The following is a 24,049-nucleotide window of genomic DNA, read 5'->3' on the forward strand; positions in this document are numbered from 1 at the left end:
GGCACGGGGAGAGGGACCGTGCGAAGCACGGTGGAGGAGCACAGGCGGATTGCAAGACCTGTCGGGCAGCGATCATGACGCCCCTGTCCCTCCACCACTCTTCGGGTGGCCCCCTTCCCCTTTCAGGGGAGGATTTTGTGACCCGCCAACGCATCTTCGCCGGCGCCCGCTTGCGCCAGCTTCGCACCGAACGGGGCATCCGGCAGGCCGATTTCGCCGAAAGGATCGGTATTTCGACATCCTATCTCAGCCAGATCGAGCATGACGACAGGCCGTTGACCCCTGCCCTGCTCGACCGGCTGCAAAGGCTTTTCCCGCTCGAATGGGAGGAGGTCGCCGCCGATGCCGGTGACCGCCGCGCCGGAGCGCTGCGCGAGGCGGCGGCCGATCCGCTGTTCGCCGCCGCGCCGCTGGCGCCCGAACAGCTCGAGCGCGCCGCGCTGCAGCAACCGCAGCTCGCCGACCAGTTCGTCGCGCTCCACGCCGCCTATCGCCGCGCGGGCCAGCGGCTCCAGATCATCGACGAAGCGATGACCGGCGGCACCGCCGAGGGCAGCCGCCTGCCGTGGGAGGAGGTGCGCGACTGGTTCCACGACGCGGGCAATTATGTCGATAGCATCGACCGCGCAGCCGAGACGCTGGCGGGCCAGCTGCGCGGCCGCGATCCGTCGCCCGCGATCGAGACGATCGAACGGCGGCTGCGCGAGGCGCTGGGCATTTCGATCGTCTACCGCCAGCACCAGGTGCTGCGCGATTTCGACGCGACGATGCGCCACCTGATCATCGATCCGTCGCAGCCCGCCGAAACGCGCCGCTTTCAACTTGCGCACCAGCTGGCGGCGCTGGCGCTCGCGCGCGAGATTGATGCGGTGATCGAGGCGTCGCCGCTGCGCACCGCGGCGGCGCGCCAGTTGCTCCACGTCGGCCTCGCCAATTATGCCGCGGGCGCGGTTTTGATGCCCTATGCCGCCTTTCGCGCCAGCGCCCGCGCGGTGCGGCATGACATCGACCGGCTGCGGCTCGACTATGGCGTCAGCTTTGAACAGGCGTGCCATCGCCTCTCGACGCTCCAGCGCCCCGGCGCGCGGGGCATCCCGATGTTCTTCTGTCGCGTCGACATGGCGGGCAACATTACCAAGCGGCACAGCGCCACTCGCCTGCAATTCGCGCGCTTCGGCGGCGCCTGCCCGCTGTGGATCGTCCACGAGGCGGCGGCGATCCCCGACCGCATATTGTTCCAGCTCGCCGAGACAGCCGATGGGCTGCGCTATGTGTCGATGGCGAAGGGGCTCGTGAAACCGTCGGGCAGCTATGCGCGCTCGCCGCGCCGCTATGCCGTGGCGCTGGGGTGCGAGGCGCAATATGCCGCCGATTTCGTCTATGCCGACGGGGTCGATGTGACCGCGCCGCACGCCGCGACGCGTATCGGATCATCGTGCCGCATTTGCCCGCGCGACGACTGCGACCAGCGCGCCTTTCCGCCGAGCGACCGGCCGATTCTTGTCGACCCCGACCGCCGCGACGTGGTGCCCTACCGCATCGGTTAGCGAAATGTCATTGCAAGCGGAGCGAAGTAATGACGAAGACGCTCACACCTTCACGATTCCTCGCTCGATCAGGCTGTGCGCCGTCGCCAGCACCGCCTCCTCGGGCGTCCGCATCGTCCAGCCGAGCGTCTCCATCGCGTGACGGCTATCGCCGCCGCGAACATTGCCCAGCTCGGCGACGAGTTGCTTGAGTTCGGGGCGGAAGATCGCGAAGCCTTTGAGCAGCCAGTCGGGCATCCGCCGCGTCGGCACCTTGCGCGCCTGCTCGTCCAGGTTCGCGGTCAGGATGTTGGCGACGTCGATCATCTTCAGGAACGGTCCCGAACAGACATAGCGCTCGTCCCGGATGCCCGGCGCGGTGAGCGCGCGATAATGAAGGTCGGCAACGTCGCGCACGTCGATGATGCCGAAGCCGACGTCGGGACACATTGGCACCTTGCCCTCGAGCAATTGTTTCACGACCTCGATCGACGTCGAAAGATCGTCGGACAGCAGCGGCCCGAATACTGCCGCAGGGTTGACCGAGGCGAATTCCATGTCGCCACCCTCGGCCGCCACCCAATCGCGCGCCGCGCGCTCGGCGACGGTTTTCGAGCGCGGATAGGGCATGACCGCCGGATTATCGAGGTTCGTCCAATCGGTTTCGCTGTAGATGCCGCCACCGTCGCCATGCCCATAGGCGATCGCCGCCATCGACGAGGTCAGAACGAAGCGCCGCACTCCCGCTGCCCTCGCGAAACGCAGCGCGCGCAACGCGCCTTCGCGCGCCGGAACCACCAGTTCATCGGCATGCTGGGGAACCCCCATCGGAAAGGGCGAGGCAACATGCGCGACATGGCTGCATCCGGCGATCGCCTCCGCCCAGCCGAGATCATGCTCCAGATCGGCCGCGAAGAACCGAAGCCGGTCGTTGTCGACCGCCAGCCAGCTGCGCACTTCGGCCTCGCGCTTCAGGCTGCGCACCGTCGTGTGAACCGTCCAGCCATTGTCGATCAACTGCCGGATCAGGAAGCCGGCGATATAGCCGCTGCCACCTGTTACCAATATCGTGCCCGTCATCTGCACCGCTCCTCGCCGCATTTGCGAAGAATAGCAGACAGGCCGCGCGGTCGCCGCTTATTTCAGCAGCACCAGTTCCTCGGCCATGCTGGGGTGCAGGGCAACCGTGGCGTCGAAGTCGGCTTTCGTCAGCCCCGCCTTCACGGCGACGGCGGCGGCCTGCAAAATTTCGGGCGCGTCGGGACCGATCATGTGAAGGCCGACGACCTGGTCGGTCGCCGCATTGACGACCATCTTGTACAGCGCCCGTTCGTTGCGGCCGGCAAGGACATTCTTCATCGCCCGGAAATCGCTGGTGTAGATGCGCACCGCGCCCAGCTTGTTGCGTGCCTCCGCCTCGGTCATCCCGACCGCGCCGATCGGCGGATGGCTGAACACCGCGCTCGGGACATTGGCATAGTCGACGGTCGTCGGCTTGCCGCCGAAGACACTGTCGGCGAACGCCTGCCCCTCGCGGATCGCCACCGGCGTCAGCTGGATGCGATTGGTCACGTCGCCGACGGCGTAGATGCTCGGCACCGAAGACTGGTTATTGTCATCGACCTTGACCGCGCCAACCTTGTCGAGTTCGACACCCGCCGCTTCCAGACCCAAGCCCTTTGTGTTCGGTACCCGCCCGGTCGCGACGAGCACGGCATCGGCCGCGATCGGATCGCAATTGTCGAGATGGACCATCAGCGATCCGTCGTCCTGCTTCTCGATCGACTTGAACGGCGCATTGAAACGGAATTCGATCCCCTTGGTCATCGAAATCTGGAGCAGGCGGTCGCGGATCTGCTCGTCATAGCCGCGCAGGATCGCGTCGCCGCGGTTGACGATCGTCACCTTGCTGCCGAATTCGTTGAAGATACCCGCAAATTCGTTGGCGATATAGCCGCCGCCAGCGATCACCACACGCTTCGGCAGGCTGTCGAGATGAAACACTTCGTTCGAGGTGATCGCATGCTCGCTGCCCGGAAATTCGGGGACGAAGGGCCAGCCGCCCGTTGCCACAAGAATGCGTTCGGCGGTGAGTTCGGTCCCGTCGGCGAGCCGCACCTTTTGCGGACCAACGATTGTAGCGCGCGTCTTGAGCAGCGTAACCTTGTGATTGTCGAGCGTCTGACCGTAGAGACCTTCGAGACGCGTGACTTCGCCGAGCACATTGTCGCGCAGCCGCTGCCAGTCGAAATGGCAATCGGGAACGTCCCAACCGAAATGCCGCGCGTCCTTCAGATCCTCGGCAAAATGCGCGCCATAGACGAGCAGCTTCTTGGGCACGCAGCCGCGAATGACGCAGGTGCCGCCAACGCGATACTCTTCGGCAACCGCGACCCGCGCGCCGTGCGACGCCGCAACCCGGCTCGCGCGAACGCCGCCCGACCCGGCGCCGATGACAAACAGGTCATAGTCGAAATCGCTCATGAAACACCTCTGGCAATCGTCGCTGACATTCGCGGCGAGGGCCTATGTGGTTACGCCGCGCCGTCTTGCCAATCGAATATTTGGATTAGCCTGATCGCCTAGTCCCCCAGCGCCGCCTGCATCAGCGCTTCGGTGGCCGGATCGAATTGCACCGTTCCTTCGGCAAGGCCCTTCGCCATTTCCTTGCCTAGCTCGACCCCGAACTGATCGAAGGGATTGATGCCGAGCAGCACGGCGTTGGCGAAAACGCGATGTTCGTAGAAGGCGATCAGCGCACCCAGAGTATGCGGCGTCACCTGTTCGAGCAGGATCGTCGTCGATGGACGGTTGCCGGGATAGGCGCGCGCGCCGTCCTCGCTCGCACGGCCGGTCATCAACGCCGCGCCCTGCGCGATGCAGTTCGCGACCAGCGTCTCGTGGTGGGCATCGTCAAGGATATGATCGGGCTCGCGCGCGACGACGAATTCAACCGGGGTCAGATGCGTGCCCTGATGCAGGAGCTGGAACACCGCGTGCTGGGCGTCGGTGCCGACGCCGCCCCAGGTGATCGGCGCGCTCTGCTGCGCGAGCGGCGCGCCGTCGAGCGTCACGCGCTTGCCGTTCGATTCCATTTCGAGCTGTTGCAGATAGGCGGGCAACAGCCGCAACCGTTCGTCATAGGCAAAAACTGCGCGGGTCTGGCAGCCCAGCCGGTTGGCGTAAATCTGGTCGGCGAAAGCGGCGAGCAGGCAGATATTGTCGGCGCCGTCGGCGAGCCGGAAATGGCGGTCCATCTCCGCCGCGCCTTCGAGCATGTCCTGAAAAGCGTCCCAGCCGAGCGCCAGCGCCGCCGGAAAGCCGATCGACGACCATAGCGAATAGCGCCCGCCGACGGTTTCGCTGAACGGCAGAATGCGCGTTTCGTCGATACCCCATTCGACCGCGCGTTCGGGATTGGCGGTCAGCGCAATAAAACGGCCGACCGGATCATCGACGCCCGCTTCCTCCAGCCATTGCAGCGCCGAGGCCGCGTTGAGCAGCGTCTCGGTCGTCGTGAAGGTCTTCGACGCGACCGCGACGAGCGTATAGGCTGGATCGAATTTGGCGAAGACTTCGGCGAGCGCGGCCCCATCGACATTCGAGACGATGGCGACGTCGTAGCGCGAGCCATGCCGCCCCAGCGCATCGATCAACAGGTCGGGGCCAAGCGCCGACCCGCCGATGCCGATGTGGAGCAAATGGCGGATTTCGCCGAACGCATCGGCCTCGATCGCGTCGATCAGCATCCGCATCCGCTGATGCAATGCCTGCGCGACATGGACGGACTCGGGCGCCCCTTCGCCGCGCTCGGCGCTGTGCTCTGCAGCACGGTCTTCGGTCGGGTTGGCGATGCCGCCCGCGAAAAGCGTCTTGCGTCGGCCGGCAAAATCCTGCGCTTCGGCAAGCGTCGAAAGGATCGCCAGCGCCTCGCCATCGAGATGCGTCTTTGCGAAGTCGAAGCGAATGTCAGCGACGTTGCGAACGAGCATCTGAAGCCGCGCCTCCGGATCGGCGGCGATCAGGTCGGCGATTGTTTGCGGTTGCCACGCGGAGAGCGCCTGCCACGCATCGGAGGAGGTGGTCATCGAAAACGTCCTTCTAAGGTCCCTTCGTGTCGAGCAAAGTCGAGACACCCCAAGGCGCGAACGACCGATGGGCATCTCGACTTCGCTCGATGCGAACGGGGATGGAGATGTTCGTCCATTTCATAGGCGCGCCACCGCTCGCGCGCCAGCGTCATCCGCCGATATTTACTTGACGCGCAGACCTATTCACCGTCAATGCGCCCCATGACCGACGCCAGCATCCCCGCCGAAAATCCCGCCCCCGCGACGCCCGAACCCGCGCCCGTATCCGCCAAGGAAGAGGCGGTCGACACGATCCGCTTTCTCGCGCTGCTCGCGATCGCGGTGCTGATCTTTCGAAGCTTCTTTCTGTCGCCCTTCAACATTCCGTCGGAATCGATGCAGCCGCGCCTGCTGATCGGCGACTATCTGCTCGTGAACAAGATGGCTTACGGCTATTCGAAATACAGCCTGCCGTTCAGCGTGCCGCTGATCCCCGGCCGTATTTTCGCGCGTACGCCCGATCGCGGCGACGTTGTCGTGTTCAAGGCGCCGCCGGTCAACGACAACGACTATATCAAGCGCGTGATCGGCCTGCCCGGCGACACGATCCAGGTGAAGGACGGCATCGTCTGGCTGAACGGCAAGCCGCTGAAGCGCGAACCGATGGCCGATTTCGTCATTCCGGTGACGCAGAATATGATCGACGCCTCGCGCGCCAACGGCACCCTGCCCTGCTATTCGCCCGAGTTCGAAGAGATCGGCGCGAACGGCCAGCGTCAGTGCCGCTACAAGCGCTTCAAGGAAACGCTGCCCAGCGGCAAGAGCTACGCCATCCTCGATATCACCTCGATCCCCGAGGATAATACAGCGCCCGTGACCGTGCCTGCCGGCCATCTGTTCCTGATGGGGGATAATCGCGACCGCAGCGCCGACAGCCGCTTCCCCGCCGTCGAGGGTCAGGGCATTGGCCTGGTGCCCGAGGAAAATCTGGTCGGCCATGCGCTGGTGACGATGTTCTCGACCGACGGGTCGGCAAGCTGGCTCAACCCGATCAGCTGGTTCACCGCCGCCCGCTGGAGCCGCGCCGGGGAAGGCTTTTGAACGAAGGCGTATCCGCGGAAACGCTTGCCGCCATTACCGGCGCAACGCCCCGCGACCTTGGCCTCTACCGCGAGGCGCTGACCCACGGCAGCAGCGGTGCGGGTGATTATCAGCGGCTGGAATTTCTGGGCGACCGCGTGCTCGGCCTCGTCATTGCTTCCGAATTGTTCGCCCGCTTTCCGAAGGCGGCGGAGGGCGAATTGTCATCGCGGCTGCACGCGCTTGCGTCGGGCGAAACCTGCGCGCGGATCGCGCAGGCGCTCGACCTTACCGCGCATGTCCGCTTCGGCGCGCAGGCGATCGGCGATGGCGGGCGGCATAGCGACAATATCGCCGCCGACGTGCTCGAAGCGCTGATCGGCGCGCTGTGGCTCGACCTTGGCCAGGACGCCGCGCGGGCATTCATCGTCCGCAATTGGGGCAGCATGATCGAAGGCCAGGTCGCCGCGCCCAAACATCCCAAGGCGGCGCTTCAGGAATGGGCGCTCGCGCGCAAGCGCAAGCCCCCCGAATATCGCCTCGTCCGCCGCGACGGCCCCGACCACGCTCCGCGCTTCCGCGTCGCCGTCGCGATCGGCAAGCTCGCCGAGGCCGAAGGCGACGGCCCGTCCAAGCAGGCCGCCGAAAAGGCGGCCGCCACCGCCCTGCTCGAAATCTTGACCCAGGAAGACGTAAAATGACCCAGCGCTGCGGTTTCGTGGCGGTTGTCGGCGCCCCGAACGCCGGCAAATCGACCCTCGTCAACGCCCTTGTCGGCCAGAAGGTCGCCATCGTCAGCCCCAAGGCGCAGACGACGCGTACCCGTCTGATGGGCGTCGCGATGGACGGCGACACGCAGATCATTCTGATCGACACGCCGGGTATCTTCGCGCCCACCCGCCGGCTCGACCGCGCGATGGTCGCTGCGGCATGGGGCAGCCTGGAGGAAGCCGAGGCCATCCTCGTCATGGTCGACGCCGCGGCCAAGCTGACGGGCCGCGTCGAACGCGTGCTGGAGGGAGTCGCGAACCGGCCCGAGAAGAAATATCTGGTGCTGAACAAGGTCGACCTGACCAAGAAGGACAAGCTGCTCACCATCGCGACCGAGCTCAACGCCCGGCTCGCCTTCGACGAAACCTTCTTCATCGCGGCGAGTAGCGGCGACGGGGTGCCCGAACTCAAGGCGCATCTTGCAGCGCTGATGCCCGAAGGGCCGTGGCATTTCCCCGAGGACGAGGTCAGCGACGCGCCCGAGCGGATGCTCGCGGCCGAGATCACGCGCGAGCAGCTTTATCGCCAGCTCCACGAAGAACTGCCCTATCAGTCGACGGTCGAGACCGAATTGTTCAAGACGCGCCCCGACGGCAGCGCCGAAATCCACCAGCAGATTTTTGTCGCGCGCGACAACCAGCGCGCCATCGTGCTTGGCAAGGGCGGCGCCCGCATCAAGGAAATTGGCGCAAAGGCCCGCGCCGAACTTGCCGAACTGATGGGCCGCAAGGTCCACCTTTTCCTGCACGTGAAGGTCAAGGAAAATTGGGACGAAGACCGCGGCGTCTATCGCGACATGGGCCTCGACTGGGTCGATTGAACGGCGAAATGGCGCACGATCCCTTCAACACCCCCGGCGACCGGTTCCGAGCGGTCTTCCGCTATTGGCAGGCCTATCTGCTCATCGCCGTGCTGATCGCGCTCGTCATCGAGCGCGATCGTTTCGCGAGCAGCGGCAAGGATCATCTGGTCGCCGGCGAAGTCATGCGGATTGAAACGCCGCCCGGAAAGCCGGAGCAGGCCGTCGTGCGCGTCAACAGCCTGCAGCAGGCGACCGTCGCGCTTCCCGCCAACGCGCATTGCCATAGCGGATCGAAAATCCGCCTCGTTCGACACGACGACGTCGCCCAGCACGACTTCCGCGCCGCCGACCAGCCCTGCGCGGGATAGGCGATGGAGCTTGGGCCGGTCGCCCAAGCAACATCACGCGTCCTTCGCGGCCTTCTTCTTTGCCGGCGCCTTCTTTGCGGCCGGCTTTTTGGCCGCAGCCTTCTTCGCGGGCGTCTTCTTCTTGCCCTTCGCCGGTCCCTTCGCGGCGCGGGCGTCGATCAGGGCGACAGCTTCCTCGACAGTCAGCGCGTCGGGCTCGACCGTCTTGGGCAGCGTGGCGTTGGTCGTGCCGTCGGTCACATAAGGCCCGAAACGTCCGGCCATCAGCTTCATTTCGCCGCCGCTCGTCGGGTGCGGGCCGAAAGTCTTCAATGGCTCGGCCTTGGCGCGCGCGCCGCGGCCGCCGCCATTCGCCGCATCGGCGATACGCGCCACCGCCGCGTTCATGCCGATGTCGAAGATTTCGGCGGTGCCGGTCAGCTTCGCATATTTGCCGTCATGGAGCAGATAGGGACCATAGCGCCCCAGTCCCGCGACGATCGGCTTGCCACTTTCGGGATGCGTCCCGACGTCGCGCGGCAGGCTCAGGAGCCGCAGCGCATAGTCCAGATCGAAATCCTCGGCCGGAATGTCCTTCGGGATCGACGAGCGCTTCGCCTCCTTGCCATCGCCGAGCTGGATATAAGGTCCGAACCGGCCGCTGCGCTTCGTCACCTCGAGCCCGCTTTCGGGATCGGTACCCAGCGTTTCGGGGCCGCTGTCGGCGCCGTCGCTGCCGCCCGGCTGCGCGAATTTTCGCGTGAACTTGCACTCAGGATAGTTACTGCACGCGATGAACGGACCGAAGCGCCCGCCGCGCAGCGCGAGCCGCCCGGTGCCACAATTCGGGCAGACGCGCGGATCGCTGCCGTCGCCCTTGTCGGGGAAGAGATAGGGGCCGAGAAACTCGTCGAGCGCCGCGGTAATTTCCGACGGCTTCTGCTCCATCACCTCGCCGGTGCGCGGCTTGAAGTCGCGCCAGAAGCGTTCGAGTACCGCCTGCCACTGGGCGCGGCCGCCCGACACATCGTCGAGCTCTTCTTCGAGGCCCGCGGTGAAATCATATTCGACATAGCGGCCGAAGAAGCGTTCGAGGAAAGCGGTGAGCAATCGCCCGCTCTCTTCCGGCAGGAAGCGGTTCTTTTCGACGCGCACATAGGCGCGGTCCTTGAGCACCTGAAGGATCGAGGCATAGGTCGACGGGCGCCCGATGCCGAGTTCCTCCATCTTCTTGACCAGGCTCGCTTCCGAATAGCGCGGCGGCGGCTGCGTCTCGTGGGCTTCGACCTCGACGCCGGTCTTGGCGGGTGCATCGCCCTTTGCCATCGCGGGAAGCAAGCGCGCATCCTCATCGTCGGCGCTGTCGTCGCGGCTTTCGTCATAGAGCGCCAGGAAGCCGGGGAATTTCACAACCTGACCTGTCGCGCGGAGCATTGTCTTGCCGGTGCCGTCGCTCAGATCGATGCTCGTGCGTTCGAGCCGCGCCGAGGCCATCTGGCTCGCCAGCGCACGCTTCCAGATCAGATCGTAGAGGCGCGCATGATCGCCGCCGCCGACCTTGTCCTTGCCAAAATCGGTCGGACGGATCGCCTCGTGCGCTTCCTGCGCGTTCTTCGCCTTGGTCTGATACTGGCGCGGCTGATCGGGAACATAGCCCCCGTCGTAGCGGTCAGCAATCGCCCGCCGCGCGGCGCTTATCGCGCTGCCGTCCATCTGAACGCCGTCGGTACGCATGTAGGTGATCGCGCCGTCCTCGTAGAGATCCTGCGCAACCCGCATCGTGTGGCTGGCCGAGAAACCGAGCTTGCGCGCGGCTTCCTGTTGCAGGGTCGAGGTCGTGAAGGGCGGCGGCGGATTGCGCGTCAGCGGCTTGGTTTCGACGCTGTCGACGGTGAAATGGCCCGCCTTCACATCGGCTTCGGCGGCGCGCGCATCGGCCTCGTTGGTGATCGTCAAGCGCTCGATCTTGTCGCCGCGCCAGCGCGCGAGCCGCGCCTTGAACGGCGTGCCGCCCATTTCGAACTGGCCGGTGATCGACCAATATTGCTGCGCAACAAAGGCTTCGATTTCGCGTTCGCGTTCGACGACGAGGCGCAGCGCCACCGACTGGACGCGGCCCGCCGATTTGGCGCCGGGCAGCTTGCGCCACAGCACCGGCGAGAGGGTGAAACCGACGAGATAATCGAGCGCGCGGCGCGCGCGGTACGCGTCGATCAGATCGTCGTCGAGACCGCGCGGATGCGCCATCGCATCGGTCACCGCCTGCTTGGTGATCGCGTTGAAGGTCACGCGGTCAACCTTTTGCGGCAGCGCCTTTTTCTGGCGCAGCAATTCCTGCACGTGCCAGCTGATCGCCTCGCCCTCGCGATCGGGGTCGGTCGCGAGAATCAGACGGTCGGCCTGCTTCGCGGCATCCTGAATATCCTTCAGCCGCTTCGCCTTGTCCGGATAGAGCTGCCACTCCATCGAAAAACCGTCATCCGGATCGACAGAGCCGTCCTTGGGCGGCAGGTCGCGGACGTGGCCATAGCTGGCCAGCACCTTGAAATCACGGCCGAGATATTTCTCGATCGTCTTCGCCTTGGCGGGCGATTCCACAATCACCAATTGCATCGAAAATTCGTTTCCCCGAAAACTCTTACGTACGTACGCGCGAGGGTGGCGGGCGCCGATCCCTTCCGTCAAGAGGGGAAATAGAGCGCCCGCCGTCGGGGATCAACGCAATGCGCCAAGTCTTCCGAGCAGCAATTCGTTTGCCAGGCTCGCTGCTTTCGCCGCGCCCTCCTCATAATTTCCTGGCTTTGCAGTGAACTGGAATTTACGCGTTTTGCCGAACATCGGCAGGCCGATGTTCGCCGCCGCTGCAAGGCCGCCTGCAACATTGGCAGCCGATTGCACGGCCTTTTCTGTACCGGTCGACGCATCGCTCTTGTCGATGAACTCGCCTTCGACGCCAATTGGGGCCTTGACCGTTATGACAGCCTGCTTGCCCGAGGGCGCAATAAGCGTCATTCGCGAATAATCCGCGCTGACAGACAGGCCGCTGTTTACATTGACCCCGCCGCCGAAGCTGAAAAAGCCCGGGCGCTTCTGATCCGAAAAGTCGATAAGATAGACGACATCAATCACGCCAACACCTGTTTGCCTGGCATAGTTTGACAGGGCCATATTCGCCTGCCCTGCCGACATATTGATCCCCATGCTGCTCATTCCGGAACCCGTAAAGTCCCCCGGGATCATCAACAGCGACGGGAGCGCACTCGGCTTGTAATAGGTTGCCTTGCCCTTGCTACCCTTCTCGAGCGCAATATTGACATCGAGCGGCGCTTCCAGCGACTTGGTCTTTGCAAGGGCCGCATGATCGAACAGGTCGGCGGCGGATTGAACGACATAACCGCGCGCACCCAGCTGCGACACGAAATCGGCATAGGCGGCATCGGTGATGGCCTGCATCATCTCAGGCGTGACGCCGACCAGTTCGCTCTTGGCCTTTGTGGTGCCGCCAAAGGCACCCATCAGACCACCCGTCTTCTTGATCTGGTCCGTAGACTCAAAGATGAAGCCGACATTGAAGGCACCGATCGTTACCGTCGTCACGCCCCTTGCATTGGCCGGCCCCGAAATCTTGACGGGTTCCTGATCCTTCGCAGCGACGACGACAGGCTGAAACAGCATCGCCGCAAGGGCGATGGCCGACAGCAATTTTTTCATGAAAACAAACCTCCGACCTCCCGCGGCCGGAATCGGACCAGCGACGGGAGATTTCCCGACGCAACCCACACCCCTGCATCGGTCAGATGCAGGAGGGTGTCAATGGCTGACGTCCAAGCGTCAGTTGCTGTCCCATTTGAAGTCGGCAGGCAGTACGCATTTGCCGCCGTCATATTGCCCCACGCTGCGGATCACCTCGTCCTTGTCGGGTTCGATGCGGCGGCCACTGATCTGGCTGTCGATCACCCGGCGCACCAGCGCGTCGAGCCGGGTCACGAGATAGCAGTCGATCGCCGGCGGTGCGTGCGGATTGCCCACGCCGCTGTCGTCGGTCAGGAAGAGGTAGCGCGACTGCGTTGCTGCGGCCATTGCGCGCATCGCATATTCGGCCTCGTCCGCAACGCCCGAAGCGGCGACCGGGGTGATATGGATCCGCTTGGCGCGAGCCGCTTCGGCGGCGGCCCAGGTGCGCCCGAACTTGTCGTCGTGCGGCGGCGCATCGGCGACGAGCAGCAGCGATTTGACCGCATCAGGACGCCAGGATTGCCCCACCGCGCGGATCATCGCCTGATCCATCGCTTCGGGATAGTCGCCGCCGCCGTTCGCGTCCTGCTGCGCCAGCACGCCTTGCGCGCGGCCGATATCGCGGTCGAAGCCGATAGTGCGCGTCACATAATCATCGCCGAGGTCGCGGTAGAAGACAAAGCCGACACGGATGTCGAGATCGCGGTGCCGCGTCGTGATCGCATTGATGATCGAACGCAGTTCGGACTGAAGATAGCGGATCTCGTCGCCCATGCTGCCGGTCGTGTCGATCACCAGCATCAGATCGAGCTTGGTGGCCTTCGCCGCCATCTGGTTAGCGGTCAGGCCGACAAGCTGGCCGCCCGGCGCATCGGCGACGAGCACCGGACGCGCGTCGGCAATCGTCCGTCCGCCCTGGCGCGCCGACACCGTAATGCGCTCGCTCAACCGGTCGAGCCCCGGAAAGAAGACTGCGCCGCCGTCGGCCTGCGTCGCCATGGTGATGCTGTTGCCGTCGCTGCACGTCACCACGACATCGGCGAAGGGAATGGGCTGCCCGTTGCGGTCGTTCACCTTCACGGTGACCACGCGCATCGTATCGACGCGCGGAAGATCGCGGATCTGCTGGCCCAGATTGCTGCGACCGACATAGGCCGCGTAAAGTTCCGGATTGAGCAGATCGTCATGCTCGCCGGCGGTCAGGATGCCCGACTGCGGCTGCGGCTGCGGATAGGGACGCGGCGGCATCACGGCGCCCGGCGCGCGATCGAAATCGGCCGACGATCCCTTTTCCATGGCGACGGGCTCGGCTGCACCGGCGCTGGCGTCACTGCGCGAGCCGGTGACGACGACGTCGCTCGCCGGCGGCGATGCCGCTTCGGCAGCCGGCGCCATCATCGGCGGTGGTGGCGGCGCAGGCGGCGGCGGTGGCGGCGGCGCGGCCATCACCGGTGCCACACTGTCATAGCGTCCACCCTTGCCGCCCGCGGCGGGAACGGGCCGCGGCCGCGTTTCGGGATCGAGCTGCGGCAGCGGGTCGGCATTGCGGCAAAAGCCGTCATTCCAGCCGGGCGCCGCCGCTTGCGCCGCCATGATCGGCAAGGGCGCCGGGCCGGAGGCCAGCAGCGCCGTTAATGTCACACCTGTCAGAAACCTGTTCCGCATCACCCAACTCCCCGCATGTGATACAATATCATCAGCCTGTCGCCGCGCCGCTGAACCGTGGCTGAACCGCGCCGAGCCGTTGCGGACCCTAAAGCAGCGCCCCCCGCGGGCCCATATGCCGCGCCAGCCCCCCGGCGCGTTCGAGTTCGAGCAGGACCGGTTGCACCGACGCGGCGGGATGTCCCGGCTGGCGAACGATCTCGTCGATCGCCACCGGCGGCGGGCCGAGCGGGCTGGTCACGACATGCGGCGTGCGGATCAGCCGGATCCGCGCCGACCGCTCTGGGTGCGTCACGCAGCGCCCTTCTTTGCGCCGACGCGCGGTTCGGTTCCGGCGCGCAGCCGCGCGATATTCTCCCGGTGGCGCCACAGCACGATCACCGCCAGCCCGGCGAGGCCGACTGCATAGACCGGATAGCCGAAGGCAAGCGCCGCGACCGGCGCCGCGACCGCTCCCGCCATCCCGCCGAGCGACGAAATGCGCAGCAGCAACACAGTCCCCAGCCACACAGCTGCGAACACCAGCCCGACCGGCCAGGCGAGCGCCAGCGCGAGGCCGAGCAGTGTCGCAACCCCCTTGCCGCCGCGAAACTTCAGCCAGACTGGATAGCAATGACCGATCATCGCCGCCGCACCCGCGATCATCGCAGCATGATCGCCGAGCTGGGGAACGAAATGACGCGCGAGCAGCACCGCGACCGCGCCCTTCGCGCCGTCGAGGATCAGCGTCGCCGCGGCGAGTTCCTTGCGTCCGGTGCGCAGCACGTTGGTCGCGCCGATATTGCCCGATCCGATCTGCCGCAGATCGCCGGCGCCGAACGCGCGCGTCAGCAGGACGCCGAACGGAATCGAGCCGAGCAGATAGCCGGCGGCGGTCAACAATAAGATGGTCATGGCGCTCCCGGGCGTTGGTTCGGGAATATTGTGGCGATGTTGCAGCGGGCAATCAATGGATTCGATGAATCTGGACGCCGCAAAGGACCGGATTGACGCCGGGCGGGCGCATGCTAACCGGCTCGCATGCAGACTCCCGCGCCCGACGCGCCTATTCTCTTTTTCGACAGCGGCCTTGGCGGACTGACCGTCCTCGGACCGACGCGTGCGCTGCTGCCGACCGCGCCGATAGTCTATGCCGCCGACTACGCCGGCCTGCCCTATGGCAAGAAAAGCGACGCCGAACTCGCGGCACGCGTGCCGGCGCTGCTCGGCCGGTTGGTCGAACGCTACCATCCCCGGCTCGCCGTTATCGCCTGCAACACCGCCTCGACCATCGCGCTCGCGCATGTTCGCGCAGCACTCGATCTGCCGATCGTGGGAACCGTGCCCGCGATCAAGCCGGCGTCCGAACTGACGCGCAGCGGCGTGATCGGCGTGCTGGGGACCGAGGCGACGGTGCGGCAGCCCTATGTCGATGACCTCAGCGCCAAATTCGCGCGCGACAAAATCGTGCTCCGCCACGGCAGCCCCGAACTCGTCACCGCTGCCGAGAGCAAGCTGCGCGGCGAACCGGTCGATCCCGCCGCGATTGCACGCGCGCTCGCCGGGCTGACCGATCAGGCGGGCGGCGGTGCCATCGACGTCATCGTCCTGGCCTGCACCCACTTCCCGCTGCTGCAGGACGAATTGCAGGCAGCTGCCGGACCCGGCGTCACGCTCATCGACGGCGCTGCAGGGATCGCGCGGCGGATCGCGCACCTCACCCAAGGGCAGGCGTGGCCCCAGACGGCGGCGCCCGGCATCGCGGTCTTCACGCGCAGCGACGATCGCCTGCCCCCGCCGCTGGCCGCGCTGGCGCCTTATGGCATCGGGCGAATTGAGACAATTTGACCCAGATCTGCGAATCGTTCGCACTGGATTTCACGGAAAATCGCGCGTATTGCCGCCCGGTTATCGCGCCGGCGGGGGCCGCGCACCCGAAACTGCGGGGCATGCAAGTGAACTACGACGATATTTTCGCCCGGGCCATCGACCGCCTTCACGAAGAAGGCCGTTATCGCGTGTTTATCGATATTCTGCGCAACAAGGGGGCCTTCCCCAACGCGCGCTGCTTTGCGGGGCATAACGGGCCGAAGCCGATCACCGTCTGGTGTTCGAACGACTATCTCGCGATGGGCCAGCACCCGAAGGTCATCGCCGCGATGGAAGAGGCGCTGCACGACGTCGGCGCCGGATCGGGCGGCACGCGCAACATCGGCGGCAACACCCACTATCACATCGATCTCGAAGCCGAACTCGCCGATTTGCACGGCAAGGAAGGCGCGCTGCTCTTCACCTCGGGCTATATCTCGAACGAAGCGACGCTCGGCACGCTCGGCAAGCTGCTCCCGAACTGCATCATCTATTCGGACGAACTCAATCACGCCTCGATGATTGCGGGTATCCGCAATTCGGGCTGCGAAAAGCGCGTTTGGCGCCACAACGACCTCGCGCATCTCGAAGAACTGCTCGCCGCCGACGATCCCGACGCGGCGAAGCTGATCGCGTTCGAAGGCGTCTATTCGATGGACGGCGACGTCGCCCCGATCCACGCGATCTGCGACCTTGCCGACAAATATAACGCCCTCACCTATTGCGACGAGGTCCATGCAGTCGGCATGTACGGCCCGCGCGGCGGCGGTATCACCGAACGCGACGAAGCCGCGCACCGCGTAACCATCATCGAAGGCACGCTGGGCAAGGCATTCGGCGTGATGGGCGGCTATATCGCTGCCGACAAGAATATCGTCGATGTGATCCGCAGCTACGCGCCGGGCTTCATCTTCACAACCAGCCTGTCGCCGGTGCTCGTTGCCGGCGTGCTCGCCAGCGTCCGTCACCTCAAGGGGTCGAGCGAGGAACGCGATGCGCAGCAGGCCGCCGCAGCTTACCTTAAGCGATGCTTCCGCGATGCCGGCCTGCCGGTCATGGATTCGGTGACGCACATCGTCCCGCTGATGGTCGGCGATCCGGTGCGCGCAAAGAAGATCAGCGACATATTGCTCGCCGAATATGGCGTCTATGTGCAGCCGATCAATTTCCCGACCGTGCCGCGCGGCACCGAACGCCTGCGCTTCACGCCCGGCCCGGCGCATGACGAAGCGATGATGCGCGAGCTGACGCAGGCGCTGGTCGAAATCTGGGGCCGGCTCGAACTCGAATTCAAAATCGCCGCGTGACGCAAGTCGAAGCGTATGACGCGGTCGTTCGCGGCCGCCGCTCGATCCGCGGCTTTCTCGACAAGCCCGTTCCGCGCGAACTGATCGCCGAAATCCTCGGCGTCGCGATGCGCGCGCCCTCGTCGTTCAACAACCAGTGCTGGAATTTCTCGGTCGTCACCGGCGACGCGCTCGCCGCAATCCGCCGGGGGAACACCGAAGGTATTCTTGCCGGCAAGCCGGACAGCCGAGAGTTTCGCCGTTTCGACGGCATTGCCGAGGAGCATCGCTTCCGGCAGATCGAAATCGCCAAGCAGCTCTTCGGAGCGATGGGGATCGCGCGCGACGACAAGGGCGCGCGGCAGGATTGGGTGCTGCGCGGCTTTCGCCAATTCGACGCGCCGGTCAGCATCGTCGTCACCTATGATCGGGTGCTGCTCGGCAGCGATATCGCGCCTTTCGATTGCGGCGCCGTGACCAATGCGCTGGTCAACGCCGCCTGGTCGCGTGGGCTGGGGTGTGTCATCAACAGCCAGGGAATAATGCAAAGCCCGGTCGTGCGCGAACATGCGCAAATCCCCGACGATCAGGTCATCATGATTTGCGTCGCCATGGGCTGGCCCGACGAGGCATTTCCCGCCAACGCCGTGGTATCGAACCGCAAGAACATCGACGAGGCGGTGCGCTTCGTCGGCTTCGACGACTGATCGCAAGCGCCCCGCCTTTCGAGAGGCCTCTGTAACGTTGGAGCCGCAGGCGCCGAATGACGGCCATGCGCATCCTGATCGTCCACGCCCACCCTGAACCCCGCAGCTTCAACGGCGCGCTAACCGATAGCGCCCGCGCATTATTGCCGACAATCGGTCACGAACTGATCGTGTCCGACCTCTATGCCATGGAGTGGGATCCGGTATCGGATCGACGCAATTTCAGGATACGCGCCAATCCGGAGCGATACGATCAGCAGGCCGAAGAGCGTTTCGCCGCATCCGCCGGCAGTTTCTCAAGCGACCTGCGCGCAGAGATGGACAAATTGCTGTGGGCCGACACGGTAATCTTTCAATTCCCCATCTGGTGGCTGGGAATGCCGGCAATCATGAAAGGGTGGATCGACCGCGTGTTCGCCGTGGGCGTCGCCTATGGCGGCGGCAAATGGCTTGACCAAGGGCGCCTGGCGCCGCGGCGAGCGATGCTGTCGGTTACGACCGGCGGCGGGGCGGCACCCTATTCGGATGACGGACTCTACGGCCCGATCGATCCCATACTCTATCCGATCCATCACGGAATTTTGCGGTTCTCGGGTTTTCAGGTGATCGAACCATTTATCGTATACGGTCCATCGCGAATGACCGAGCTTCAGCGCGCGGCGACGCTTGCCCAGTATCGGTTGCGACTGATGAACCTCGCGTCGGCGCCCACACTCCCTGTCATACACGCCGCCGACTATGAGAATTTCGTGCGACGCCAGGGCTAGGTCAGGACCGGTTGCCGCATCATGCCCCAGAAATGGGGGCCGCCGCCCGCAACGTCCCATTCGGCCTCGATCACGAAGCCAAGCCGCTCGTACAGCGGCACATTCTCGGGCGTCGCCGTTTCCAGCCGGCAAGGAAGGCCATCGGCATCGGCCACCGCCGTCTGCGCCCGGATGATCCGCCCGCCATGCCCCTTTCCCTGATGATCGGGGCGCACGCCGACATAATGGAGATACCAGAAGCGCCCTTTGGGCCGGTGCGCGTCGATGCTGCCCTGAACCTTCAGCCCGCGCGGGAGCGCCGTGCCGAAGGTTGCGATGAGTGGCAGCACGGTGCGCAGAAACTCAAGCCCGCCGCTGTGCGCTCGTCCCGGCCCACGCCACAGCGCCGCCGCCTCGCCCGCATCGGATCGCAGCGCTACGCCCGCGCGCATATCTGCGGGGACGAGCGTGCGGAACAGTCCGCGCAAGGCCCGCGCGCGATGGGCGGGGTCCGGCAGTATCCACGACAAGGCGGGATCGGTCTGGAATGCCTGCGCCAGCGTTTCGCCCACAACCGCTGCATCGCCGAGCCGCGCCGTCACGATTGCCTGCTCCATCGCCCACTCTCCCCCTGTTGCGCGCATGGGGATAGCAGTTTTTCAGCGCCGCGCGAGGCCCGCGCGGATCGCATATCCACGATAGAGCCGATCGCAGTTGACCCGTGCGGCGTCGGCCTCCCCCGCCAGGTTCGCGACCGCGATCGGCAGATCGGCGCGCGGCGCGACGTGAAAATGCGACAGCCAGCCGAACAGCAATCGGCGCCACAGGCCGGGTAATTCGTCCTGCTGGCCGAAATCGACAATCTCAAGCCGTCCACCCGGTGCGACGCAGCGCGCCGCTTGGGCGAGTGCCGCCCGCCAGTCGGGGATCATCGAAAGCGCATAGCTGATGAAGACGCGGTCGAAGGTAGGACGACCGAACAGCGCCACCGGGTCGAAATCGCACGCGTCGCCCCGAACGAGCGATGCCGCAATCCCGGCCTTTGCAAGCGATGCGTTGGCCTTTTCCAACATGGCCGCCGATATATCGATCCCGAACAGCTCGGCCTCGGGCCATGCCCGTCCGACGGCGATCAGATTGCGGCCCGTCCCGCAACCGATCTCGAGCACGCTGCCACCCGCCGGCGGCGCCAGATCGGCGATCAGCGCATCGCGGCCGAGCAGATAATATTTGCGCGTAGCATCATAGATGTGGCGCTGACCGCGATAGACGCGGTCCATCAACGCCCCATGGCCGCTCATATGCCGGCGTCCCGAAGCACATAGAGATGCACGCCGCCATATATCGCCGAGCGATCGCGGCGCGTGAAGCCCGCCGAGTCCTCGGCCCGATAGTCCCAGCGGCGCAGCAGATCGTCGGGCAGGCGCCCCGGCAGCAGGCTGGGTTCGGCCGCGGTGCGGAACAGCACGCGCGCGCCCGGCCGCGCGGTGCGCGTAACCTCGGTCCACAACGCCGCAAGCTGCGCGTTGCTCATCCAGTCCTGCGCGTCGAGGAAGACATAACGATCGAAGCTCGCGGCGTCCGACGCTGCCAGCATATCGGTCATATTCGCGTGGAGCATCCGCACGCGCCCCGCCCGCGCCTTGACCGCATCATAATGGCGGGCCTGAAGATAGGGCGGCAGCGGCGCCCTATCATCCTTGGCGTAGCCGCGCCCGAACGCCTGCCAGGCGAAATAATTTTCGGCGAGCGGGAAATCGCAGGCCAGCTTTTCGAGCCGCGCGCGCAGGACGTCGGCCATCGGCTTGCCGCCCGCCAGGGCATCATATTGCGCCGGCGGAATGCCGAGCCCGAAAAGAGATGACCGCTGTGCCGTGACCCAGCGAATGAAGCCGCGGTCGAAAAAGGGCGCGAATTTCGCGTCGAAGATTGCCCGCTGTTCGGCGACGCTTTCCGCGGTCAGCAACACACGCGGATCAACGCCGTTCAGCCGCGCCGCCAGATGCGCAAGGCTGATGAAACTGCCGAGCAGGCCGCGCCGATAGACCCCGCGTGCGAAGCCCCCGATCCGCCGCCGTCCCGCGAGATCGCGCCCCTCCCAATAAGCCCGGCTGACCGCGTCGAGATGCGGCGCGATATAATGCTGGTAGTCGGCGATATTCAGCTTGCTGTCGGCATCGCCGAAAAAGCGGCGAAGGCTGGCATGATCAGGCAGACGCTCGACCGCCGTGCGCTTCAGATGATTGAGCGCGACATGCGCGGTGTTGAGATCGACCGCGACGATCTCGCCGGGGTCGGCGGTGAGATAGGAGAAGACGTTACAGCCGCCGCTCGCGATCGTCGCGATCCGGTTGCCCGGTTCGATCGCAAGCGCCTCCATGTCGACCACCGGGTCTTCCCATATCTGGGCATAGACAAGACCCTTGAAGGCTAGCGCAAAGGCGCGGTCGAGCAGGCGCTGCTTCTGGTCGGCATCCTCGCGGACGACGGCGGTGGCGATCTTGCGGTTTGCTTGGCTGGCCATCGGTCATGGTCTCCCGGAAAAGCAATGTATCCGGGGCCGCGCATGGCAGCCTATGTTGCGATTCCCGCGTCGTTTCGATGACAAATCGGCGACACGGACGAAAATTATGATCCTATCCCGACATCCCGGCAGAGGTCGGGCTGCCGGGATGGAGGCCAATTAGTCGCGGCAATAGCCCTCGCCGCTTTTCACGATCAGGCATTCTTTCTTGCCCGCCAGATATTTGAGGCCGGTATCGTCGCCGTTGCCGCGATGCAGGCTCAATTCCTCGTCGCCGCGCTTGAACTTGATGCCATGCTCGCTGTCCCAACCGTCATATGTGCCCTTGGTGTCGAGATCGGATTGCATCTCCAGCTTGTAATGCTCGGGTTCGGTCGGGGTGATGGTGACGTACATGCCCTCTACCCCCGTCCACTTTCCAGCCCAACTGGCAAAGCGGTGCGGTGCAGTAGCCGGATCGCTCTCGGCTGCGGTGTCAGCAGCATCGGCCGGCATTGCGGTTTCGACCGGAACCTCGGTCGTTTCGGTCTGTGTCGGGGCGGGCGCTTCGGCCTTCTGACAACCCGCGAGCAGGGCCATCGCCGCGGCGCTGGCCAGAACCATGGTCTTCGTCATCTTGCGTCTCCTTCGCCTTCGTAAACGCGCCAGCGCCGACAAATATCCTTGATGGCTCAGCCGGCAATGATCTCGGCATATTTTTGCGGATCGACATTACCGCCCGACAGGGTCACCAGCGTCGCATCGCCCGGCTCGACCTTCCCCGCAAGTATCGCCGCCAGCGCCGCCGCGCCGCCGGGTTCGACGACAAGATGAAGCTTTTCGAACGCAACGCGCATCGCGTGGCGCACTTCCTCGCGCGTCACGACCACGCCGCGCACGCCGCGCGCCTGCAGCACCGCAAAATTGATCGGCCAGGTCTGCGGCGTCTGCAAAGCGTCGCATTCGGTCGGTGCCGCCAGATCCTCTACCGACAAGATTTCGCCGGCGGCGAGGCTGCGGGTTACATCGTCCCATCCTTCGGGTTCGACAGCGACGATCTCGGCATCGGGACAGGCGAGCGCCAGTCCCGCCGACAAACCGCCGCCGCCGCAGCAGGCCACGACCTTGTCGGGCCCCACAATGCCGCGCGCGGCCAGTTGAGCGCGCGCCTCGATCCCCACGCTCCCCTGCCCTTCGATGATCCACGGGTCCCCATAGGCATGGACGAGTGTGCCGCCCTTTTCCTCGATCAGCCTGGCCGCGACGGCATCGCGCGATTCGGTGACGCGGTCATAGAGCACGACGTCCGCGCCAAGCGCGCGGGTCGCCGCAAGCTTCATCTGCGGCGCGTTGCTCGGCATGACGATCGTCGCCTTGATGCCGAGCCGCTTCGCTGCCCATGCGACGCCCTGGGCATGGTTGCCGCTCGATACGCCAACCACACCTGCCGCCGCCTGATCGGGGGTCAGGTCGGTAAGCCGGTGCCACGCGCCGCGAATCTTGAACGCGCCGACCGGTTGCAGGCATTCGGCCTTGCACCAGATCGTGCGCCCGCCGACATCAAGCGGCAGGAGCGGCGTTTGCGGCAGGAGTGCAGCGACTTTGGCCGCCGCGCGTTCCACTCCGGCGAGGCTCGGCGTACGGTCGGGGCTGAGCAAGGGATCGGGGCTTTGCTGAGTCATGGCTTCGTCCTATAGGGCGCGGCATACAAGACAAGCGGCGATGATCGCCGCGACAGGAGATTTTCGAATGACCAAGGTTCTGGTGATCGGCGCCGGTGGCGTCGGATCGGTTGCGGTTCACAAGATGGCGATGAATCCCGACATCTTTCCCGACATCACCCTTGCCAGCCGCCGCAAGTTCAAATGCGATGCGATCGCCGAATCGGTCAAGGAACGCACCGGCGTGACGATCAAGACCGCCGAGGTCGACGCCGACCATATCGACGCGACCGCCGCGCTGATCCGCTCGGCAGGAGCGACGCACGTCGTCAACCTTGCCCTTCCCTATCAGGATCTCACGATCATGGAGGCGTGCCTGTCGACCGGCGCGCACTATCTCGACACTGCCAACTACGAGCCGCGCGACGAGGCGAAGTTCGAATATCACTGGCAGTGGGCCTATGACGACCGGTTCAAGGACGCCGGCCTGATGGCGCTGCTCGGTTCGGGCTTCGACCCGGGGGTGACGAGTGTGTTCACGACCTGGCTTCGCAAGCATCATTTCGACCGCATCGACACGCTCGACATCCTCGACTGCAACGGCGGCGACCATGGTCAGCATTTCGCGACCAACTTCAATCCGGAGATCAACATCCGCGAAGTGACCGCGGTCGCGCGCCACTGGGAAAATGGCGACTGGGTCGAAACACCGCCGATGTCGGTGAAGCAGCAATTCGACTTCGAGGCGGTCGGCCCGAAGAATATGTACCTCATGTATCATGAGGAAATCGAAAGCCTCAAAACGCATCTGCCCGAGATCAAGCGCATCCGTTTCTGGATGACCTTCGGCGATGCCTATATCCAGCACCTGACCGTGCTTCAGAATGTCGGCATGACGCGGATCGACCCGGTGATGTATGAAGGCAAGGAAATCATCCCACTGCAGTTCCTGAAGGCCGTTCTCCCCGAACCGTCGAGCCTCGGCGAGACGACGAAGGGCAAGACCAATATCGGCGTCATCGCAACCGGCCTTGGCAAGGACGGCAAGGAAAAGACGCTCTATCTCTACAATATCTGCGATCATGAAGACGCCTATGCCGAGACGGGCAATCAGGCGGTCAGCTATACGACCGGTGTCCCCGCGATGATCGGCGCGGCGATGATGGTCACCGGCACCTGGTCCGGCAAGGGGGTGTTCAACATGGAACAGATGGACCCCGACCCCTTCATGGACATGCTAATGAAGCACGGCCTGCCCTGGCAGGTGAAGGAACTCGACGCGCCGCTGGATTTCTGACGCCA

At 64.9% G+C, this 24,049-nt stretch carries 23 protein-coding genes; 10 read left to right on the forward strand and 13 right to left on the reverse strand.

The features are described from left to right. Positions 1 to 137: 137 nt before the first annotated feature. Positions 138 to 1,547 (forward strand): helix-turn-helix domain-containing protein, encoded by a 1,410-nt coding sequence (locus MU856_RS07875; RefSeq protein WP_263588772.1) that lies wholly within the window; start codon positions 138 to 140, stop codon positions 1,545 to 1,547. A gap of 42 nt (positions 1,548 to 1,589) precedes the next feature. On the opposite strand, the gene MU856_RS07880 is transcribed toward MU856_RS07875, so the two are convergent. From MU856_RS07880 to pgi, 3 genes are all read right to left on the reverse strand, one after another. Next, positions 1,590 to 2,606, reverse strand: coding sequence for an NAD-dependent epimerase/dehydratase family protein (locus tag MU856_RS07880; RefSeq protein ID WP_263588773.1), 1,017 nt, complete (start codon positions 2,604 to 2,606; stop codon positions 1,590 to 1,592). Between the two features lie 57 nt (positions 2,607 to 2,663). Then, positions 2,664 to 4,010: a glutathione-disulfide reductase gene (gor, locus tag MU856_RS07885; RefSeq protein ID WP_062902589.1), complete on the reverse strand. Its 1,347-nt coding sequence runs from the start codon at positions 4,008 to 4,010 to the stop codon at positions 2,664 to 2,666. A 98-nt stretch (positions 4,011 to 4,108) separates the two neighbouring features. Next, a complete protein-coding gene (gene pgi / locus MU856_RS07890; protein ID WP_263588774.1) occupies positions 4,109 to 5,614 on the reverse strand; it encodes a glucose-6-phosphate isomerase in 1,506 nt (501 codons plus the stop codon). A gap of 204 nt (positions 5,615 to 5,818) precedes the next feature. On the opposite strand from pgi, the gene lepB reads away from it, so the two are divergent. The 4 genes from lepB to MU856_RS07910 are packed head-to-tail and all read left to right on the forward strand — an operon-like array spanning position 5,819 to position 8,617. Beyond that, positions 5,819 to 6,697, forward strand: a complete 879-nt coding sequence (gene lepB, locus MU856_RS07895) for a signal peptidase I (RefSeq protein WP_062903230.1) — start codon at positions 5,819 to 5,821, stop codon at positions 6,695 to 6,697. Beyond that, positions 6,694 to 7,377, forward strand: a complete 684-nt coding sequence (gene rnc, locus MU856_RS07900) for a ribonuclease III (protein ID WP_003043654.1) — start codon at positions 6,694 to 6,696, stop codon at positions 7,375 to 7,377. The genes lepB and rnc overlap by 4 nt, the downstream gene beginning before the upstream one ends. Further along, entirely contained in the window at positions 7,374 to 8,267 is an 894-nt protein-coding gene (gene era / locus MU856_RS07905) for a GTPase Era (RefSeq protein ID WP_058811562.1), read from the forward strand. Before rnc ends, era begins: the two co-directional genes overlap by 4 nt. Before the next feature lie 8 nt (positions 8,268 to 8,275). Beyond that, positions 8,276 to 8,617, forward strand: coding sequence for a hypothetical protein (locus MU856_RS07910; protein WP_217372308.1), 342 nt, complete (start codon positions 8,276 to 8,278; stop codon positions 8,615 to 8,617). Positions 8,618 to 8,650: 33 nt separating this feature from the next. On the opposite strand, the gene topA is transcribed toward MU856_RS07910, so the two are convergent. From topA to plsY, 5 genes are all read right to left on the reverse strand, one after another. Continuing rightward, on the reverse strand, positions 8,651 to 11,209 hold the full coding sequence (gene topA, locus MU856_RS07915; RefSeq protein ID WP_186402057.1) for a type I DNA topoisomerase: 2,559 nt from the start codon (positions 11,207 to 11,209) through the stop codon (positions 8,651 to 8,653). A 102-nt stretch (positions 11,210 to 11,311) separates the two neighbouring features. Further along, entirely contained in the window at positions 11,312 to 12,193 is an 882-nt protein-coding gene (locus MU856_RS07920; RefSeq protein ID WP_234178776.1) for a hypothetical protein, read from the reverse strand. A gap of 234 nt (positions 12,194 to 12,427) precedes the next feature. Continuing rightward, on the reverse strand, positions 12,428 to 13,996 hold the full coding sequence (locus MU856_RS07925; protein ID WP_263588775.1) for a VWA domain-containing protein: 1,569 nt from the start codon (positions 13,994 to 13,996) through the stop codon (positions 12,428 to 12,430). Positions 13,997 to 14,084: 88 nt separating this feature from the next. After that, complete coding sequence (locus MU856_RS07930; RefSeq protein WP_318153203.1) at positions 14,085 to 14,291, reverse strand: hypothetical protein; 207 nt, start codon at positions 14,289 to 14,291, stop codon at positions 14,085 to 14,087. Continuing rightward, positions 14,288 to 14,890 carry a glycerol-3-phosphate 1-O-acyltransferase PlsY gene (plsY, locus tag MU856_RS07935; protein ID WP_186402061.1) on the reverse strand — a complete coding sequence of 201 codons (603 nt, stop codon included), beginning with the start codon at positions 14,888 to 14,890 and terminating at the stop codon, positions 14,288 to 14,290. The genes MU856_RS07930 and plsY overlap by 4 nt, the downstream gene beginning before the upstream one ends. 126 nt (positions 14,891 to 15,016) lie before the next feature. On the opposite strand from plsY, the gene murI reads away from it, so the two are divergent. From murI to MU856_RS07955, 4 genes are all read left to right on the forward strand, one after another. Beyond that, entirely contained in the window at positions 15,017 to 15,823 is an 807-nt protein-coding gene (gene murI, locus MU856_RS07940) for a glutamate racemase (protein ID WP_062902598.1), read from the forward strand. 107 nt (positions 15,824 to 15,930) lie between these two features. After that, on the forward strand, positions 15,931 to 17,151 hold the full coding sequence (gene hemA / locus MU856_RS07945; protein ID WP_062903231.1) for a 5-aminolevulinate synthase: 1,221 nt from the start codon (positions 15,931 to 15,933) through the stop codon (positions 17,149 to 17,151). Further along, positions 17,148 to 17,837, forward strand: a complete 690-nt coding sequence (locus MU856_RS07950; RefSeq protein WP_263588776.1) for a nitroreductase family protein — start codon at positions 17,148 to 17,150, stop codon at positions 17,835 to 17,837. Before hemA ends, MU856_RS07950 begins: the two co-directional genes overlap by 4 nt. Before the next feature lie 56 nt (positions 17,838 to 17,893). Continuing rightward, a complete protein-coding gene (locus MU856_RS07955) occupies positions 17,894 to 18,604 on the forward strand; it encodes an NAD(P)H-dependent oxidoreductase (RefSeq protein WP_217372312.1) in 711 nt (236 codons plus the stop codon). Here the strand turns inward: MU856_RS07955 and MU856_RS07960 are convergent. From MU856_RS07960 to MU856_RS07980, 5 genes are all read right to left on the reverse strand, one after another. Next, a complete protein-coding gene (locus tag MU856_RS07960) occupies positions 18,601 to 19,200 on the reverse strand; it encodes a GNAT family N-acetyltransferase (protein WP_263588777.1) in 600 nt (199 codons plus the stop codon). The genes MU856_RS07955 and MU856_RS07960 overlap by 4 nt on opposite strands. A gap of 42 nt (positions 19,201 to 19,242) precedes the next feature. Continuing rightward, a complete protein-coding gene (locus tag MU856_RS07965; protein ID WP_263588778.1) occupies positions 19,243 to 19,884 on the reverse strand; it encodes a class I SAM-dependent methyltransferase in 642 nt (213 codons plus the stop codon). Next, positions 19,881 to 21,107, reverse strand: coding sequence for a DUF3419 family protein (locus tag MU856_RS07970; protein ID WP_217372315.1), 1,227 nt, complete (start codon positions 21,105 to 21,107; stop codon positions 19,881 to 19,883). The genes MU856_RS07965 and MU856_RS07970 overlap by 4 nt, the downstream gene beginning before the upstream one ends. Positions 21,108 to 21,266: 159 nt before the next feature. Next, complete coding sequence (locus tag MU856_RS07975) at positions 21,267 to 21,722, reverse strand: hypothetical protein (protein ID WP_263588779.1); 456 nt, start codon at positions 21,720 to 21,722, stop codon at positions 21,267 to 21,269. A 56-nt stretch (positions 21,723 to 21,778) separates the two neighbouring features. Beyond that, the gene (locus MU856_RS07980) at positions 21,779 to 22,768 is read right to left on the reverse strand and encodes a threonine/serine dehydratase (protein WP_263588780.1); all 990 of its coding nucleotides are present in this window, start codon (positions 22,766 to 22,768) and stop codon (positions 21,779 to 21,781) included. A 67-nt stretch (positions 22,769 to 22,835) separates the two neighbouring features. On the opposite strand from MU856_RS07980, the gene MU856_RS07985 reads away from it, so the two are divergent. Then, the gene (locus MU856_RS07985; RefSeq protein ID WP_062902606.1) at positions 22,836 to 24,044 is read left to right on the forward strand and encodes a saccharopine dehydrogenase family protein; all 1,209 of its coding nucleotides are present in this window, start codon (positions 22,836 to 22,838) and stop codon (positions 24,042 to 24,044) included. Positions 24,045 to 24,049 lie beyond the last annotated feature (5 nt).

The organism is Sphingopyxis sp. GC21 (assembly GCF_025727575.1).
Classification (GTDB): Bacteria; Pseudomonadota; Alphaproteobacteria; order Sphingomonadales; family Sphingomonadaceae; genus Sphingopyxis; species Sphingopyxis terrae_A.

Excerpts from the sequence above, each read along its gene's own strand:
- MU856_RS07880 (WP_263588773.1), bottom strand. The coding sequence starts at position 2,606 with ATGACGGGCACGATATTGGTAACAGGTGGCAGCGGCTATATCGCCGGC.
- gor (WP_062902589.1), bottom strand. The coding sequence starts at position 4,010 with ATGAGCGATTTCGACTATGACCTGTTTGTCATCGGCGCCGGGTCGGGC.
- pgi (WP_263588774.1), bottom strand. The coding sequence starts at position 5,614 with ATGACCACCTCCTCCGATGCGTGGCAGGCGCTCTCCGCGTGGCAACCG.
- lepB (WP_062903230.1), top strand. The coding sequence starts at position 5,819 with ATGACCGACGCCAGCATCCCCGCCGAAAATCCCGCCCCCGCGACGCCC.
- era (WP_058811562.1), top strand. The coding sequence starts at position 7,374 with ATGACCCAGCGCTGCGGTTTCGTGGCGGTTGTCGGCGCCCCGAACGCC.
- MU856_RS07910 (WP_217372308.1), top strand. The coding sequence starts at position 8,276 with ATGGCGCACGATCCCTTCAACACCCCCGGCGACCGGTTCCGAGCGGTC.
- topA (WP_186402057.1), bottom strand. The coding sequence starts at position 11,209 with ATGCAATTGGTGATTGTGGAATCGCCCGCCAAGGCGAAGACGATCGAG.
- MU856_RS07925 (WP_263588775.1), bottom strand. The coding sequence starts at position 13,996 with ATGCGGAACAGGTTTCTGACAGGTGTGACATTAACGGCGCTGCTGGCC.
- plsY (WP_186402061.1), bottom strand. The coding sequence starts at position 14,890 with ATGACCATCTTATTGTTGACCGCCGCCGGCTATCTGCTCGGCTCGATT.
- murI (WP_062902598.1), top strand. The coding sequence starts at position 15,017 with ATGCAGACTCCCGCGCCCGACGCGCCTATTCTCTTTTTCGACAGCGGC.
- MU856_RS07955 (WP_217372312.1), top strand. The coding sequence starts at position 17,894 with ATGACGGCCATGCGCATCCTGATCGTCCACGCCCACCCTGAACCCCGC.
- MU856_RS07960 (WP_263588777.1), bottom strand. The coding sequence starts at position 19,200 with ATGGAGCAGGCAATCGTGACGGCGCGGCTCGGCGATGCAGCGGTTGTG.
- MU856_RS07965 (WP_263588778.1), bottom strand. The coding sequence starts at position 19,884 with ATGAGCGGCCATGGGGCGTTGATGGACCGCGTCTATCGCGGTCAGCGC.
- MU856_RS07970 (WP_217372315.1), bottom strand. The coding sequence starts at position 21,107 with ATGGCCAGCCAAGCAAACCGCAAGATCGCCACCGCCGTCGTCCGCGAG.
- MU856_RS07975 (WP_263588779.1), bottom strand. The coding sequence starts at position 21,722 with ATGACGAAGACCATGGTTCTGGCCAGCGCCGCGGCGATGGCCCTGCTC.
- MU856_RS07980 (WP_263588780.1), bottom strand. The coding sequence starts at position 22,768 with ATGACTCAGCAAAGCCCCGATCCCTTGCTCAGCCCCGACCGTACGCCG.
- MU856_RS07985 (WP_062902606.1), top strand. The coding sequence starts at position 22,836 with ATGACCAAGGTTCTGGTGATCGGCGCCGGTGGCGTCGGATCGGTTGCG.